Origin of the sequence: Amaricoccus sp. (assembly GCF_017995835.1) — a bacterium.
GTDB lineage: Bacteria > Pseudomonadota > Alphaproteobacteria > Rhodobacterales > Rhodobacteraceae > Amaricoccus.
Genome location: NZ_JAGOID010000028.1, coordinates 16,107 through 31,635 on the forward strand (window position 1 = coordinate 16,107; position 15,529 = coordinate 31,635).

Below are 15,529 nucleotides of genomic sequence, written 5' to 3' on the forward strand. Positions count from 1 at the left end.
CCGTGAACTCGACCCGGATTCGGCGTTGAAACTCCCGGACGCTTGCGCCATTTTGCGCGCGGTCGCAGCAGGACGAGGCAGGACATGACGGATGGCGTGGCGAGCATGACGGCCCCGCGCCCCCGACCGGCCTACCGCCGGATCCTGCTGAAGATCTCCGGCGAGGCGCTGATGGGGCCGCAGCAGTACGGGCTGCACCCGCCGACCGTCGAGCGCATCGCCGCCGAGGTCCGCGGGCTGCACGCGCTCGGCGTCGAGATCTGCATGGTGATCGGCGGCGGCAACATCTTCCGCGGGTTGCAGGGCAGCGCGCAGGGGATGGAGCGCACCACCGCCGACTACATGGGAATGCTCGCGACCGTGATGAACGCGCTCGCCATGCAGTCGGCGCTGGAGGCGCGGGGCGTCTATACCCGCGTCGTCTCGGCGATCCCGATGGACCAGATCTGCGAGCCCTACATCCGCCGCCGCGCCGTGCGCCACCTCGAGAAGGGGCGGGTGGTGATCTTCGCCGCCGGAACCGGCAACCCCTATTTCACCACCGACACCGCCGCGACCCTGCGCGCCTCGGAGATGGCCTGCGAGGCGATCTTCAAGGGCACGCAGGTCGACGGCGTCTATGACAGCGATCCGAAGAAGAACCCCGACGCCCGGCGCTACGACCGGGTGAGCTACGACACCGTCCTGCAAAAGCGCCTGATGGTGATGGACGCCTCGGCGATCGCGCTCGCGCGCGACAACCGGCTGCCGATCATCGTCTTCTCGCTCGACGAGCCGAACGGCCTCGCCGGCGTGGTGGAGGGACGGGGCCGGTTCACCATCGTCGAGCCGGGCTGAGAGGCGAGGGAGCCCATGACCGACACCGAGATCGATCTCGACGACATCGAGAAACGCATGGAGGGGGCGCTGTCCTCGCTCCGCAACGAATTCGCCTCGCTGCGCACCGGCCGCGCCTCGGCCTCGATGCTCGACCCGGTGACGGTGGAGGCCTACGGCTCGCCGACGCACATAAACCAGCTCGGCACGATCACGGTTCCCGAGCCGCGCATGGTGCTGGTGAACGTCTGGGACAAGAGCCTCGTGAACGCCGTCGACAAGGCGATCCGCAACTCCGGTCTCGGCATCAACCCGCAGATGGACGGCACCATCCTGCGACTGCCCATCCCGGAACTCAACGAGGAGCGGCGGCGCGAGTTGACCAGGGTCGCCGGCCAGTACGCCGAGCACGCCCGCGTGGCCGTGCGCAACGTGCGCCGCGACGGCATGGACATGCTCAAGAAGGCGAAGTCCGCCGGCATGGCCGAGGACGACCACAAGATGTGGCACGACGAGGTCCAGGAGCTGACCGACGCGGCGATCAGGAAGATCGACGCGGCGCTCGCACACAAGCAAGACGAGATAATGCAGATCTGAAGCGACGGTCGCTCGCTGTTCTGGAGTTGGAGATGTACGAGTTGATGGCCCCGCGCGAGCCGGCCGGGGAAGGTCCGCGCCCCGCGCACGTGGCGATCATCATGGACGGCAACGGCCGCTGGGCCGAGAGCCGCGGCCTGCCGCGGCTCGCCGGGCACAAGCGCGGCGCCGAGCGCGTCCGCGAGATCGTCGAGAGCTGCCCCGATCTCGGCATCACCCACCTGACGCTCTTCGCCTTCTCGACCGAGAACTGGAAGCGCCCCGCCTCCGAGGTGCTGGGCCTGTTCCGCCTGTTCCGGCGCTACATCAAGAAGGAGGGCGCCCGGCTCGTCGCCGAGGGCGCGAGGGTGCGCTTCATCGGCGGCCGCGAGCGGCTGGAGGCCGATCTTCAGGCGCTGATGGGCGGGCTCGAGGCGCAGACGCTCGACAACGACCGGCTGCACCTGACCGTCGCGATCAACTACGGCGGCCGCGACGAGATCCTGCGCGCGACCCGGCGCATCGCCGAGGCCGTCCGCGCCGGGACGCTGGCCGCCGACGAGGTGACGCCCGAGACGATCGAGGCGCATCTCGACACCGCGGGCCTGCCCGATCCGGACCTGATCCTGCGCACCTCGGGCGAATACCGCGTGTCCGGCTTCCTGCCGTGGCAGTCGGCCTATTCCGAGTTCGCCTTCGTCGATGCGCGCTGGCCCGACTTCACCGCCGAGATGTTCGCGGCGCAGGTCCGCGGCTTCGGCCGGCGCGAGCGCAGGTTCGGCGCCGTGGCCGGATGAGCGATCCCGCCCCGCGGCCGGTGCGCTTCGGCGATCTCGGCGCGCGGCTCGCCTCGGGGCTGGCGCTCGCCGTGATCGGGCTGGCCGCGGTCTGGCTCGGCGCCGCCGCCTTCGCCGCCCTCGTGGCGCTCGCCGCGGCGCTGATGCTGTGGGAACTGCATCGGATGGTGACCGGAATCGGCGGGATCGACGCCGCGCCGATGGTCGTGCTGGTCGTGGCCGGCGCCGGCGCGGTGGTCGCCACGCTGATCAAGGGCCTGCCCGCGGGCGCGGCGGTCGTCGCCATCGGCGTTCTCGCCGTCGCCCTGCTCGCCCCGAAGGGCCGGAGCTGGCTCGCGGCCGGGCTCGTCTACGTCGGCCTCGCCATGTGCTTCGCCGTGGCGCTGCGCGACACGCCGGGGACCGGCCTCGCGCTGGCGGTCTGGCTGGTGCTGGTCGTCGTGGCGGCGGACGTGGGCGCCTATTTCGTCGGCCGGGCCGTCGGCGGGCCGAAGCTCTGGCCAGCGGTGAGCCCCGGCAAGACCTGGTCCGGCGCGCTCGGCGGGCTCGCCGCCGCCGTCCTCGCCGGCGTCGCCGTGGCGCTCGTCCTCGGCTGGCCCGCCGCGCGCCTCGGGGCGCTGAGCGGGGCGATGGCCGTGGCGAGCCAGGCCGGCGACCTCCTCGAGAGCGCGGTCAAGCGGCGCTTCGGCTTCAAGGATTCCAGCCGGCTCATCCCCGGTCATGGCGGGGTGATGGACCGGCTCGACGCGATCATGGGCGCCCTCTGGTTCACGGCGCTCTGGGGCCTTCTCGGCGGAGGCGTCATCCCGTGACGCGGCGGCGGGTCAGCATCCTCGGAGCCACCGGCTCGATCGGGCGGAACACCGTGGCGCTCCTCGAGGCGCAGGGCGGCGCGGAGGCCTACGACGTCGTGGCCGTGACCGGCGCGACCGACATCGCCGGGCTCGCCGACATCGCCCGCCGGCTCGGGGCGCGCGCCGCGGCGACGGCGGATCCGACCCGCCACGCCGACCTCCGCGCCGCGCTCGCCGGCTCGGGCGTCGAGGCGCTGGCCGGGGCGGACGCAATCGCCGCGCTCGCGGCCGAGCCCGCGGACTGGACCATGTCGGCGATCGTCGGCGCCGCCGGCCTCGCGCCCAGCCTCGCCGCGGCGGCGCGGGGGGGCGTGCTGGCGCTCGCCAACAAGGAGAGCCTCGTCTGCGCCGGAGACCTGCTCAAGCGCGCCTGCGCCGCCGGCGGCGCCACGCTGATCCCGGTCGACAGCGAGCACAGCGCGATCTTCCAGTGCCTGCGCGGCGAGCGCGGTGCGGAGGTCGAGCGCGTGATCCTCACCGCCTCGGGCGGGCCGTTCCGCGACTGGACGCGCGAGCGCATGGCGCGGGCCACCCTCGCCGAGGCGGTGGCGCACCCGAACTGGAGCATGGGCCAGCGCATCTCGATCGACAGCGCGACCATGTTCAACAAGGCTCTGGAAATCCTCGAGGCCACCCACCTTTTCGACGTCGGGGGCGACCGGGTCGAGGTCGTCGTCCACCCGCAATCCGTCGTGCATTCCATGGTCGGGTTCCGCGACGGCTCGATCCTCGCCCAGCTCGGGCCCTCGGACATGAAGGGCGCGATCGGTTTCGCGCTCAACTGGCCGGATCGCGCGCCGCTGCCGGTGCGCCGGCTCGACTTCGCGGCCGTGGCCCGGCTCGACTTCGCGGCGCCGGACCCCGACCGCTTTCCGGCCCTGCGCCTCGCGCGCGAGGCGCAGGCGCTCGGCGGGCTCGCCGGCGCGGTGTTGAACGCCGCCAAGGAAGCCGCTCTCGACCGGTTTATCGCCGGCCGGATCGGGTTTCTTGACATGGCCGGGGTCGTCGAACATGTGATGACGAGACTGGGGCCCGAGGCCGCCCGTGCGGGCGGCGCCTACGGGCTCGACGACGTGACGGCGCTCGACGCCGCGGCGCGGCGCGAAGCTCATGCGCTGGCCGCGACCGGGGCAAGGATGGGCGCATGGAACTGATCGCAGGCATTCCGTTCTTCGGCGGGTTTCTGGCCACGGCGCTGCCTTTCGTGGTGGTCCTCGGCATCGTCGTTTTCGTCCACGAGTACGGCCACTACATCGTCGCCCGCTGGTGCGGCATCCGCTCGGACGTGTTCTCGATCGGCTTCGGCCCCGTTCTCTGGTCGCGCCGCGATCGGCGCGGAACCCTCTGGCAGGTCGCGGCGCTGCCGCTCGGCGGCTACGTGCGCTTCCACGGCGACAGCGACGGCGCGAGCCGCGCCGACGCGGAGAGCCTCGGCCGCATGAGCGCGGCGGAGCGCGCGCAGACCTTCCACGGCGCCAGCGTCGGGCGGCGGATGCTGACGGTGCTCGCCGGGCCGTTCGCGAACTTCGTTCTCTCCGTCGTGGTGTTCGCCGGCCTCGCGCTCGGCCAGGGCGTGCCGACCGAGCAGCCGATCCTCGGCGAGATCGAGGCCCTGCCGAACGTCGACCAGCCGCTCCGTCCCGGCGACCTCGTCGTCGCGGTCAACGGCAGGCCGGTCGAGCACATCCGCGACATCTACGCCGCCGCGAGCGAAATGCCGGCGCCGGGCCCGATGGAGTTCACCGTCGAGCGCGGAGGCGACCGGCTGACCGTCGAGGCGCCCTACGCCATGCCGCCGCTCGTCACCGGGATCGAGCCGCTCTCCCCGGCGAGCGAAGCGGGGCTCCTGCCCGGAGACGTCATCCTCAGCGTGGCCGGCAAGCCGCTGGTCTCGTTCGATGAACTGCGCCAGGCCGTGCTCGCCTCGGGCGGCGTGGCGATCGAGATCGAGGTCTGGCGCGACGGCGCCACCATGCCGATGTCGATCACGCCGAAGGAGCGCGACACCGGCGACGGCCAGGGCGGCTTCGAGCGGCGGGTGATGATCGGCGTCGCCGGCGCCTCGCTCTATCTCCCGATGACCGAGACGCCCGCGCCCTGGACGGCGCTCTGGCTCGGCGTCGAGCGCGTCGGCATGGTGATCGTCCAGTCGCTGAACGGCCTGCGCCACATCGTCGCCGGCACGCTCGGGGCGGACAACCTCCAGGGTCCGCTCGGCATCGCCCAGATCTCGGGAGAGACGGCGAGCCAGGGCGTCGTCAGCTTCGTGGCGCTGATCGGGGTGATCTCCACCGCGATCGGGCTTCTCAACCTCTTTCCGATCCCGATCCTCGACGGCGGCCACTTCGTGGCCTTCCTGATCGAGGCGGTGCGTGGCCGTCCGCCGAGCGAACGGGCGATGCAGGTCGCGATGTCGATTGGTCTTGGCTTGATCCTGCTACTAATGGTATTCGCTACCTACAACGACATCATGCGAATGGTGAGTTGAAAACAGGGCGGTCGAACCGCCCGCCGGGGCAGAAGGGCGACAGGCGATGGACCAGCGCGGAGGCGTGCGACGTGTCGGCCATGCGGTGAGCCGCGCGGTCGCCTTGCTGGCGGTGATGGTTCTTCTTCTCGCGCCGCCGCCCGCGCAGGCGCAGGGCGTCGCGACCTTCAGCCGCGTCGACGTCGCCGGCAACCACCGCATCGAGGCCGAGACGATCCGGGTCTTCGCCGGCATCCAGCCCGGCCAGGCGGTCACCCCCGAGCAGATGAACCTCGCGGTGCGCCGCCTGTTCGACACGGGCCTCTTCGAGGACGTGACGGTGATGCCGGAGGCCGGCCGACTCGTCATCACGGTCGTGGAGAACCCCTCGATCAACCAGATCGCCTTCGAGGGCAACCGTTCGCTCGAGGACGAGGAACTCGCCGAGGCGATCGAGTTGCGCTCGCGCCGCGCCTATTCCGCCGCCGCGGCCGAGGCCGACGCCCAGCGCGTCATCGACGCCTACCGCGCCGCCGGCCGCTATGGCGCGGAAGTGACGCCGGTGATCATCCGCCTGCCCGAGAACCGGGTGAACCTCGTCTTCCAGATCGTCGAGGGCCGCCCGACCCGGGTGCAGCGGGTCAACTTCGTCGGCAACGAGGTGTTCTCCGACAACCGCCTGCGGCGCGTGGTCGGCACCAGCCAGGCCAACCTCCTCAGCTCCGTGTTCGGGTCCGGCCAGTACGACCAGGACCGGCTCGAGGTCGACCGCGAGCAGCTGCGCCAGTTCTACCTCGAGCGCGGCTTCGTCGATTTCACCGTCCGCTCCGCGGCGGCCGAGCTGCTGCCGGAGCGCAACGGCTTCTTCGTCACCTTCGTCGTCTCGGAAGGCAAGCGCTACGACTTCGGCGAGATGGGCGTCGCCTCCTCGGTGCCGGGCCTGAACCCGGCCGACTTCGAGCCGCTGCTGGGGCCGGTGCTCGGCGGCGGGGTCTACAACGCCAAGCTGGTGGAGCGCGTCGTCGAGCGCCTGGCGTTCCAGGCCGGCCAGCAGGGCTACGCCTTCCTCGACGTGCGCCCGCGCGTCACCAAGAACGAGGCGGCGCGGACCGTCGACATCGTCTTCGAGCTTGTCGAGGGCCAGCGCGTCTTCATCGAGCGCATCGACATCACCGGCAACACCCGCACGCTCGACCGGGTGATCCGGCGGCAGTTCGACGTCGTCGAGGGCGACGCCTTCAACGCGCGCGAGATTCGCGACGCCGAGAACCGCATCAAGGCGCTCGAGTTCTTCTCCGCCGTCACCGTGGGCGTCAACGAGGGCACCTCGCCGAGCCGCGCGCTCGTCACCGTCGAGGTCGAGGAGCAGCCGACCGGCAGCCTCAACCTCGGCGGCTCGTTCTCGTCCTCCGAAGGCGCCGCGGTGCAGATCTCGATCACCGAGCGCAACTTCCTCGGCCGCGGCCAGACCGTCTCCGCCGCGCTGACCGCGAGCACGGAGTTCACCAACGTCGACCTGACCTTCGTCGAGCCGGCGCTCTTCGACCGCGACCTGCTCGGCGGGTTCAACGTCTTCTACCGCGACCGCAACTACAACGAGACCGCCTACAAGACCCGCGACATCGGCTTCGTGCCGCGCGTCGGCTTCCCGCTCAGCGAGAACGGCCGGCTGCAACTGCGCTACTTCATCCAGCAGACCGACATCTTCGACGTGAAGAACGACACCTCGCGGATCATCGCCGAGGAACAGGGCAAGCAGATCGCCTCGGGCCTCGGCGCGACCTACACCTATGACCGCCGCAACTCGCCGATCGACCCGACCGCGGGCTTCATCCTGACCCTCAGCCAGGAGTTCGCCGGCCTCGGCGGCGACGCCACCTACTCCAAGACCAGCGGCACCGCGCGCGCCTACACGAGCTTCTTCGACGAGGATCTGGTGCTCACCGCCACGCTCGAGGGCGGGGCGCTCTTCGCCAAGGACGGCTCGCGCGTCACCGAGCGATTCATCACCGGCGGCGACAGCTTCCGCGGCTTTGCCCGCAACGGCGTTGGCCCGCGCGACGTCTGCGGCTTCAACCGCCACCCGGACTGCACCTCGCCGCAGGAGACCCGCGAGGTCGACGATCCGCTCGGCGGCAACTTCCTCTCGGTGCTGCGCCTCGACGCCAGCTTCCCGCTCGGGCCGCTGTCGCAGTACGGCATCTATGGCGGCGTCTTCTCGGACATCGGTTCGCTCTGGGGCCTCGACGAGGACGCCGGCTCGATGGGCCACGTCGACAGCGATTTCTACCTGCGCGCCACCGCCGGCATCAGTCTCTTCGTCGAGACGCCCTTCGCGCCCCTGCGCTTCAACTTCTCGCAGCCGCTGCGCGACAAGGGCACCGACGAGACCGAGAACTTCCGGTTCACCGTCGCGACGCGCTTCTGAGGCGATGGCGCGGGCCTTGCCAGCCATCGCCGCCGCCGTCGCCTTCCTCAGCGGGGCGGCGCCGGCGCAGGAACTCCAGCCGCAGGCGCGCCCCGCGCCGGGCGCGAGGCTTCCCGAGTCGCTGCCGCCCGCTCCCGGGGCCGGCCCCGCGACCCTCCCCGACACGCGCGGCCCGACCTTCCTCTACGTCAACCAGGAGCGCATCCTGACCGGCTCCCGGCGCGGCCAGGCGCTGCTCGCCGAGGAGGACGCGGCGCGCGACGCGCTCCGCAACGACGCGCGCCGCATCGACGCCGCCTTCGAGGAGGAGGAGCGCGCCCTGAACGAGAAGCGCCGGGAGATGGACCCGGCCGCCTTCCGCAAGCTCGCCGACGATTTCGACCGCCGCGTGGTCGAGGCGCGCCGCCAGCAGGACGAGCGCGCCAGTGCCCTCGCGGCGGAATTTGACCAGAAGCGCCGCCAGTTCTACGCTGCGGTCGGACCGGCGCTGGTCGGGCTGATGGAACGGCGCGGGGGCCTGGCGATATTCGACGAGTCGAGCGTTCTCCTCGCCGACACGTCGATCAACGTCACCGACGAGGTGATCGCCGAGATCGACCGCCTGCCGCCCCCGCAGCCCGCCGGGAAGGAGCAGCCGACGGGGGCGCCCGCCGAGGCGGGACCGACAGAATGAGGGGGAAGTGGCCATGAGCCTGTCGATCGATCCCGCGCTGGGGCAAGCCGACATCCTCGCCATCAAGCGGATGATCCCGCACCGCTATCCTTTCCTGCTGATCGACCGCGTCGTAAACATCGACAAGGGCCGTTCGGCGGTCGGCATCAAGATGGTGACGGTGAACGAGCCGCATTTCGAGGGCCACTTCCCGATCCGCCCGGTCATGCCCGGGGTGATGATCGTCGAGGCGATGGCGCAGACGGCCGCCGTCCTCGTCGTCGAGACGCTCGATCTCGTCGGCAGCGAAGCGCTCGTCTACTTCATGTCCATCGAGGGCGCGAAGTTCCGCCAGCCAGTCACCCCCGGCGACCGGCTGGAACTGCACATCGCCATCCTGCGCGGGCGGGGCAAGGTCTGGAAGTTCACCGGCGCAGCCAAGGTCGACGGCGTCCTCGCCGCCGAGGCCGAGTTCACGGCGATGATCATACCCCCCGACGACAAGCGGCTGAAGGACTGACCCATGGCGATCGACCCGAGCGCCGAGATCCACCCCACCGCCGTCGTCGAGGACGGCGCGAGTATCGGCCCCGGCTGCCGCATCGGCCCCTATTGCGTCATCGGCCCCGAGGTGCGGCTGGGAACGGGGCTGTGGCTTCACAGCCACGTCGTCGTCTCGGGCGTCACCACCATCGGCGACGGCACCGAGATCTGGCCCTTCGCCAGCGTCGGTTCTGCCCCGCAGGACCTGAAGTTCCGCGGCGAGCACACCGAACTGATCATCGGCGCCCGCAACCGCATCCGTGAGTACGCCACCCTCAACCCCGGCACCGAGGGCGGCGGCGGCGTCACCCGCGTCGGCGATGACAACCTGATGATGATGTCGATCCATGTCGGCCACGACTGCCAGATCGGCAATCACGTCATCCTCGTGAACAACGCCACCCTCTCGGGCCATGTGATCGTCGAGGACAACGTCATCCTCGGCGGCCTTTCGGCGGTGCACCAGTTCTGCCGGATCGGGCGCGGGGCGATGATCGGCGGCATGGCCGGGGTCGCGGCCGACGTCATTCCCTACGGCATGGTCGTCGGCGACCGCGCCCATCTCGCCGGGCTGAACCTCGTCGGGCTGAAGCGTCGCGGCGTCGACCGCGCCGCCATCCACGGCCTGCGCGCCGCCTACGTCGAGATCTTCGAGGCGACGGACGAGGGCAGCCTTCAGGAGCGGGCCGCCGCGGTCGCCGAGGCGCGCGCCGACAACGCGCTGGTGCGCGAGGTGGCGGAGTTCATCGCCGCGGACAGCTCGCGCTCGTTCCTGACCCCACGGGCCTGATGACGGCCGGGGCCGAGGGCGGGCTCGCGATCGTCGCGGGCCGCGGCGTCCTGCCGCGGCTGATCGCCGAGGACTGCGCCCGCCGCGGCCGCGCCTATCGCGTCGTGGCCTTCGAAGGCGTGCCGCTCGACTGGACCGATGGCCACCCGGTTGTGACGGCGGCCTTCGAGAAGCCCGGCCGCCTCTTCGCCGATCTCCGCGCCGCCGGCTGCCGCGCCGTCACCCTTGCCGGCGGCATGGCGCGCCCCACCCTGAACCCGCTGCGCTTCGACCTCACCATGCTGCGCCTCGCGCCCAAGGTGCTTGGCGCCGTGCGCGGCGGCGACGACCGCACGCTCCGCGCCGTCGCGGAGGTCGTCGAGGGCGAGGGGTTCCTGCTCGTTCCCGCCCAGGCGATCGTCGACGGGCTCGTCGCCATGCCCGGCGTTCCCACCAGGGCGCAGCCCACCGAGGCGGACCGCGCCGACGCCGCGCGCGCCGCGGCGATCGTCGCGGCCATCGGCGCCGTCGATGTCGGGCAGGCGGCGGTGGTGGCGCAAGGGATCTGCCTCGGCGTCGAATCGGTGCAGGGGACGGATGAACTCCTCGCCTTCGTCGCGCGCACCGGCGGCGCCTTCCGTCCCGACGCCTCCGGGGCGCGCGGCGTGCTCCTCAAGGCGCCGAAGCCCGGGCAGGACTGGCGCATGGACCTGCCGGCGATCGGCCCCGACACCATCGCCGCCGCCGCCGCGGCCGGCCTCGCCGGCATCGTGGTGCAGGCGGGCGGCGTGCTGGTCCTCGGCCGCGAGGAAACCATCGCCGCCGCCGACCGCGCCGGCCTGTTCCTCTGGGGCCGCCCGCGTTGAGGCCGGGCGCGCGCGTCCTTCTCGGCGGCGGCGGCGTGGACCTCCGCGTCGGACGCTGGCGCGCGCGGTTCCGCGGCCGGATCCTGCCCTGCGCCATCGGCCGGGGCGGGATCGGCGAGAAGCGCGCCGAGGGCGACGGGATCACCCCGGTGGGCCGCCATCGCATCGACGAAGTCCGCGCGCGCCCCGACCGCCGGGCCTCTCCGGCCGGCGCGCGCGCCATCCGCCCCTTCGACGCGTGGTCGGACGACCCGCGCGACCCCGACTACAACCGCCTCGTCCGCCGCCCGCGCGCCTTCTCCCACGAGCGCATGTTCCGCGCCGACCGCCTCTACGACCTCGTCGCCGTCGTCGACTGGAACCGCGCGCCGGTCGCTCCCGGTCGCGGCAGCGCGATCTTCCTGCATTCCTGGCGCCGCCCCCGCTTCCCGACCGCCGGCTGCGTCGCCTTCGCCCCCTCGGACCTCGCCTGGATCCTCGCCCGCTGGACCCCGCGCAGCCGGGTGGCGATCGGGTAGCCGCCGGCCCCCGGACGCCGAAGGCCGGGCGCCCATGGCGACTGCCGTGCGCCCGAATCATGCATACGGGTTGTGCATGGGTCGTGCATGCCCTGTGCATCGGATTTTCGACGCAAGGTCAGGGGCTTGGTCTGCTACTCCGCCAGCGCTGCGATGATCGCCTGCGCGCTCTCGCCGTTCCAGTCGGCCTCGCCCATCAGCCGGGCGATCTCGAAGCCCTCGCGGTTCAGGATCAGCGTCACCGGCAGCCCGGGCGCCCCGGCGGCGCGGGCGAGGCGGCTCTGCGGATCGAGCGCCGTCGCCTCGCCCTCGAGCCCGATCTCGCCGAAAAACCGCTTGATCGCGGCCGGATCGTTGCGGCCGGTCGCGATCAGCAAGAGCTCGAAATCCTCTCCCGCCATCGCCTCGCGCAGGGCGGCGAGCGAGGGCATCTCCTCGCGGCACGGCGCGCACCAGGTCGCCCAGAAGTTGACGAGCCGCACCTTGCCGTTGGAGGCCGCGAGCGTCGTCTCGGCCCCGTCGGCGCCGATGAACGGCGTATCCGGCGCCGCCACCGGCTCCTCGTGGATCGTCAGCTTGCGCATGTCCCCGTCGCGCAGCGCCGCGATCTCGGCGCGGGCCTCGCCGTCGACCGCCTGCGCCCCTCCCGGGCTGGCGAGCCCCAGCGCGAGCGTGTAGACGACGAACGGGATCGCGAGGGCGCGGGGCAAGGCGGGACCTTTCGGACGAGGCGGCATGGACGACAACCGAGACGCGAACACGATGTGGGGCGGCCGCTTCGCCGCGGGACCGGACGCCGTCATGGAGGCGATCAACGCCTCGATCGACTTCGACAGGCGTCTGGCCGCCCAGGACGTCGAGGCGAGCCGCGCCCATGCCGCCATGCTGGCGGCGACGGGCGTCATCACCGATAGCGATGCGCGCGCGATCCGGGAAGGGCTTCTCACGGTCTTGTCAGAGATCGAGGCCGGCGGCTTCCCGTTCTCGAAGGCGCTCGAGGACATCCACATGAACGTGGAATCCCGGCTCAAGGCGCTGATCGGCGAGCCCGCCGGCCGGCTCCACACCGCCCGTTCGCGCAACGATCAGGTCGCGACCGACTTCCGCCTCTGGGTCCGCGGCCAGGCCGACGCGGCCATCGCCGGGATCGAGACGCTGATGCGCGCGCTCCTCGGACAGGCCGAGGCGGGGGCGGACATGGTGATGCCGGGCTTCACCCACCTCCAGGTCGCCCAGCCGGTGACCTGGGGCCACCACATGCTCGCCTATGTCGAGATGCTCGCGCGCGACCGCGGCCGCTTCGCCGACGCCCGCGCCCGCATGAACGAGAGCCCCCTCGGCGCGGCGGCGCTGGCCGGCACCTCGTTCCCGATCGACCGGCACATGACCGCGGCGGCGCTCGCCTTCGACCGGCCGATGGGCAACTCGATCGACGCCGTCTCCGATCGCGATTTCGCGCTGGAGTTCCTCGCCGCCGCCGCGATCTGCGCCGTCCACCTGTCGCGTCTCGCCGAGGAGCTGGTGATCTGGTCGACGGCGCAGTTCCGCTTCGTGACCCTGTCGGACCGCTTCTCCACCGGCTCCTCGATCATGCCGCAGAAGAAGAACCCCGACGCCGCCGAACTGATCCGGGCCAAGCCCGGGCGCATCATCGGCGCCCTCGTGGCGCTCCTGACGATCATGAAGGGCCTGCCGCTCGCCTATTCCAAGGACATGCAGGAGGACAAGGAGCAGGTCTTCGACGCCGCCGACGCGCTGATGCTGGCGCTCGCCGCGATGGACGGCATGGTCCGCGACCTGAAGCCCCGGCCGGAGGCGCTGCGCGCCGCCGCCGCCTCGGGCTTCTCGACGGCGACCGATCTCGCCGACTGGCTGGTCCGCCGCCTCGGCCTGCCGTTCCGCGACGCGCACCACGTCACCGGCGCGCTCGTGAAGACGGCCGAGGCGGCGGGGGCGGACCTGCCCGAACTCGATCTCGCCGCCATGCAGGCCGCGCATCCCGGGATCACCGCCGAGGTCTACGAGGTGCTCGGCGTCGACAATTCCGTGGCGAGCCGGACGAGCTACGGCGGCACCGCGCCCGCGCAGGTCCGCGCCCAGGTCGCCCGTTGGCGGGAGGCCCTCGGATGAGGGCCGCGCTCGCGCTGGCGCTCGTCCTCGCCACGCTCGCCGGCTGCGGGTTGAAGGGCGACCCGCGCCCGCCCGATCCACCCGATGTTCCCGATCCGGACGCAAGCACGGAGACACGCCGATGACCCCGTCCGCGCGCCGCCTCGCCGTGACGCTGGCGCTCGTCGGCGCGGCGGCGCTCGCCGGCGGCCTCGCGTCTGCCGCCGAGCCCGCGGCCGGGGTCGCGGGTCCCGCGCTGGTGACGGTGAGCGGCGCGATCGCCAATCCCGACCGCGCGCCGCTGGACGCCGCCGAGGACAGGCTCTTCGTCTTCAACGAGATCGCCTTCGACAAGGCCCGGGCCTTCGACGCGGTCGAGCTCGCCGCCCTGCCGCAGGCGACGGTTCGCACCGATTTCCCCATGGGCGGCCCGTTCGTCACCTTCACCGGCCCGACGCTCGCCGACGTGCTCGACGCGGCCGGCGCGACCGACGCGACCGACGCCGACAACGCGGTCGTGACCCTTCACGCCATCGACGGCTTCGCGCTCGAGGCGTCGGTGGCGGATCTCGTCGGGCGCGGCGCGGTGCTCGCCACCGCCCGTGACGGTCGCCCGCTCGGGATCGGCGATCTCGGCCCGGCGCAGCTGGTCTTTCCGCGCGCCGATCGCCCCGACCTCGCCGAGATGAACGACGACTGGTGGATCGGCCAAGTCTTTCACATCGCGGTCGAGTGAGCACGGGTCATCTTCGGGCTTGAGGATTCCGCCGAAACGGGGAACCTGCGCGGGCGGATCGACCGCGATGACGCGGGCCCGACCGTCCAAGAAACGGAAAGACAGCGGAGGAAGACCATGAAGACGACGTGTTGGAGGCTTGTGGGCGCGGCGGCACTGGCGCTGTCGGCGGGGGCGGCGGTGGCGGCGGATGTCGAGGTGCTGCACTGGTGGACCTCGGGGGGCGAGGCTTCGGCGCTCAACGTGCTGAAGCAGGACCTGGAGGCGCAGGGGATCGGCTGGCAGGACATGCCGGTCGCCGGCGGCGGCGGCACGCAGGCGATGACGGTGCTGCGGGCGCGGGTGACGGCGGGCAACGCGCCGGCGGCGGTGCAGATGCTGGGGTTCGACGCGCTCGACTGGGCGAAGGAAGGCGGCGTGCTCGCCGACATCACCCCGATCGCCACGGAGGGCGGCTGGGGCGCGGTGGTGCCGGAGGCGCTGCAACGCTTCACCGTCTACGACGGCAAGTGGATCTCGGCGCCGGTCAACGTGCACTCGACCAACTGGGTCTGGGCGAACAAGCCGCTGCTCGACGAGCTCGGCATCGCGGTCCCGACGACCTGGGACGAGCTGGTCGCGGCGATGCAGAAGGTCAAGGACGCCGGCAAGGTCGCGGTCGCGCATGGCGGCCAGCCCTGGCAGGACGCGACGATCTTCGACGCCGTCGTCATGTCGACCGGGGGCCCCGACTTCTACAAGGCGGCGTTCATCGACCTCGACGCGGAGGCGCTGGGCTCGGACACCATGGTCGAGGCCTTCGACCGGATGACGGTGATCCGCGGCTTCGTCGACGACAACTTCTCGGGGCGGGACTGGAACCTCGCCTCCGCCATGGTGATCAACGGCGAGGCGGCGTTCCAGTTCATGGGCGACTGGGCCAAGGGCGAGTTCCTGAACGCCGGCAAGGTTCCGGACCAGGACTTCCTGTGCTTCCGCTTCCCCGGGACCGAGAGCCAGGTGACGTTCAACTCCGACGTCTTCGTCATGTTCGACCAGGGCGGCGCGGTGTCGCCGGAGCAGGCGGCGCTGGCCGAGGCGATCATGTCGCCGGAGTTCCAGGTCGCCTTCAACAAGGTCAAGGGCTCGGTTCCGGCGCGCACCGACGTCTCGGTGGCCGAGTTCGACGCCTGCGGGCAGAAGGCCTACGAGCAGCTGAAGGCGGCGTCGGCCTCGGGCAACCTGCTGGGCTCGATGGCGCATGGCCACGCCAACCCGGCGGCGGTGAAGAACGCCATGTACGACGTGGTCACCGCCCAGTTCAACGGCGAGTACGACAGCGCCACCGCGGCGCAGGAGCTCGTCTCCGCCGTCGAGATGGCGCAGTAGCGGGCCAAGCGGGGCGGGCGGCGCCGCCGC

The 15,529-nt window shown here is 71.8% G+C and carries 17 protein-coding genes; 16 read left to right on the top strand and 1 reads right to left on the bottom strand.

The genetic code is table 11. From position 1 onward, the window contains the following. The first annotated feature begins 105 nt into the window (after window positions 1-105). Genes pyrH through KBA23_RS06700 form a run of 12 tightly spaced genes read left to right on the top strand, consistent with a single transcriptional unit; the run spans window position 106 to window position 11,286 of the window. Window positions 106-837, top strand: a complete 732-nt coding sequence (gene pyrH / locus KBA23_RS06645; RefSeq protein ID WP_290738373.1) for a UMP kinase — start codon at window positions 106-108, stop codon at window positions 835-837. Between the two features lie 15 nt (window positions 838-852). Beyond that, a complete protein-coding gene (frr, locus tag KBA23_RS06650) occupies window positions 853-1,413 on the top strand; it encodes a ribosome recycling factor (RefSeq protein ID WP_290738323.1) in 561 nt (186 codons plus the stop codon). Window positions 1,414-1,445: 32 nt separating this feature from the next. Then, window positions 1,446-2,189 carry a polyprenyl diphosphate synthase gene (gene uppS / locus KBA23_RS06655; protein WP_290738326.1) on the top strand — a complete coding sequence of 248 codons (744 nt, stop codon included), beginning with the start codon at window positions 1,446-1,448 and terminating at the stop codon, window positions 2,187-2,189. Then, entirely contained in the window at window positions 2,186-3,001 is an 816-nt protein-coding gene (locus KBA23_RS06660; RefSeq protein ID WP_290738329.1) for a phosphatidate cytidylyltransferase, read from the top strand. The genes uppS and KBA23_RS06660 overlap by 4 nt, the downstream gene beginning before the upstream one ends. Beyond that, complete coding sequence (gene dxr / locus KBA23_RS06665) at window positions 2,998-4,197, top strand: 1-deoxy-D-xylulose-5-phosphate reductoisomerase (protein WP_290738332.1); 1,200 nt, start codon at window positions 2,998-3,000, stop codon at window positions 4,195-4,197. Before KBA23_RS06660 ends, dxr begins: the two co-directional genes overlap by 4 nt. Then, on the top strand, window positions 4,188-5,531 hold the full coding sequence (gene rseP, locus KBA23_RS06670; protein ID WP_290738336.1) for an RIP metalloprotease RseP: 1,344 nt from the start codon (window positions 4,188-4,190) through the stop codon (window positions 5,529-5,531). The genes dxr and rseP overlap by 10 nt, the downstream gene beginning before the upstream one ends. A gap of 46 nt (window positions 5,532-5,577) precedes the next feature. Further along, window positions 5,578-7,938, top strand: a complete 2,361-nt coding sequence (gene bamA / locus KBA23_RS06675; protein WP_290738339.1) for an outer membrane protein assembly factor BamA — start codon at window positions 5,578-5,580, stop codon at window positions 7,936-7,938. A gap of 16 nt (window positions 7,939-7,954) precedes the next feature. After that, window positions 7,955-8,611 carry an OmpH family outer membrane protein gene (locus tag KBA23_RS06680; RefSeq protein WP_290738343.1) on the top strand — a complete coding sequence of 219 codons (657 nt, stop codon included), beginning with the start codon at window positions 7,955-7,957 and terminating at the stop codon, window positions 8,609-8,611. A gap of 13 nt (window positions 8,612-8,624) precedes the next feature. Beyond that, on the top strand, window positions 8,625-9,110 hold the full coding sequence (gene fabZ / locus KBA23_RS06685; RefSeq protein ID WP_290738346.1) for a 3-hydroxyacyl-ACP dehydratase FabZ: 486 nt from the start codon (window positions 8,625-8,627) through the stop codon (window positions 9,108-9,110). A 3-nt stretch (window positions 9,111-9,113) separates the two neighbouring features. Further along, window positions 9,114-9,923, top strand: a complete 810-nt coding sequence (gene lpxA / locus KBA23_RS06690) for an acyl-ACP--UDP-N-acetylglucosamine O-acyltransferase (protein WP_290738349.1) — start codon at window positions 9,114-9,116, stop codon at window positions 9,921-9,923. Beyond that, entirely contained in the window at window positions 9,923-10,768 is an 846-nt protein-coding gene (lpxI, locus tag KBA23_RS06695) for a UDP-2,3-diacylglucosamine diphosphatase LpxI (RefSeq protein ID WP_290738352.1), read from the top strand. The genes lpxA and lpxI overlap by 1 nt, the downstream gene beginning before the upstream one ends. A gap of 35 nt (window positions 10,769-10,803) precedes the next feature. Further along, entirely contained in the window at window positions 10,804-11,286 is a 483-nt protein-coding gene (locus tag KBA23_RS06700; RefSeq protein ID WP_290738355.1) for a L,D-transpeptidase family protein, read from the top strand. 134 nt (window positions 11,287-11,420) lie between these two features. Here the strand turns inward: KBA23_RS06700 and KBA23_RS06705 are convergent, their stop codons facing one another. After that, window positions 11,421-11,996: a TlpA disulfide reductase family protein gene (locus KBA23_RS06705; protein ID WP_290738358.1), complete on the bottom strand. Its 576-nt coding sequence runs from the start codon at window positions 11,994-11,996 to the stop codon at window positions 11,421-11,423. A 25-nt stretch (window positions 11,997-12,021) separates the two neighbouring features. Here KBA23_RS06705 and argH point away from each other — a divergent pair, with 25 nt between their 5' ends. From argH to KBA23_RS06725, 4 genes are all read left to right on the top strand, one after another. Continuing rightward, a complete protein-coding gene (gene argH, locus KBA23_RS06710; RefSeq protein WP_290738361.1) occupies window positions 12,022-13,416 on the top strand; it encodes an argininosuccinate lyase in 1,395 nt (464 codons plus the stop codon). After that, window positions 13,413-13,541 (top strand): lipoprotein, encoded by a 129-nt coding sequence (locus KBA23_RS06715; RefSeq protein WP_290738364.1) that lies wholly within the window; start codon window positions 13,413-13,415, stop codon window positions 13,539-13,541. The genes argH and KBA23_RS06715 overlap by 4 nt, the downstream gene beginning before the upstream one ends. After that, window positions 13,538-14,131 carry a hypothetical protein gene (locus tag KBA23_RS06720; RefSeq protein ID WP_290738367.1) on the top strand — a complete coding sequence of 198 codons (594 nt, stop codon included), beginning with the start codon at window positions 13,538-13,540 and terminating at the stop codon, window positions 14,129-14,131. Before KBA23_RS06715 ends, KBA23_RS06720 begins: the two co-directional genes overlap by 4 nt. A 117-nt stretch (window positions 14,132-14,248) precedes the next feature. Then, window positions 14,249-15,499 carry an ABC transporter substrate-binding protein gene (locus KBA23_RS06725; protein WP_290738370.1) on the top strand — a complete coding sequence of 417 codons (1,251 nt, stop codon included), beginning with the start codon at window positions 14,249-14,251 and terminating at the stop codon, window positions 15,497-15,499. Window positions 15,500-15,529 lie beyond the last annotated feature (30 nt).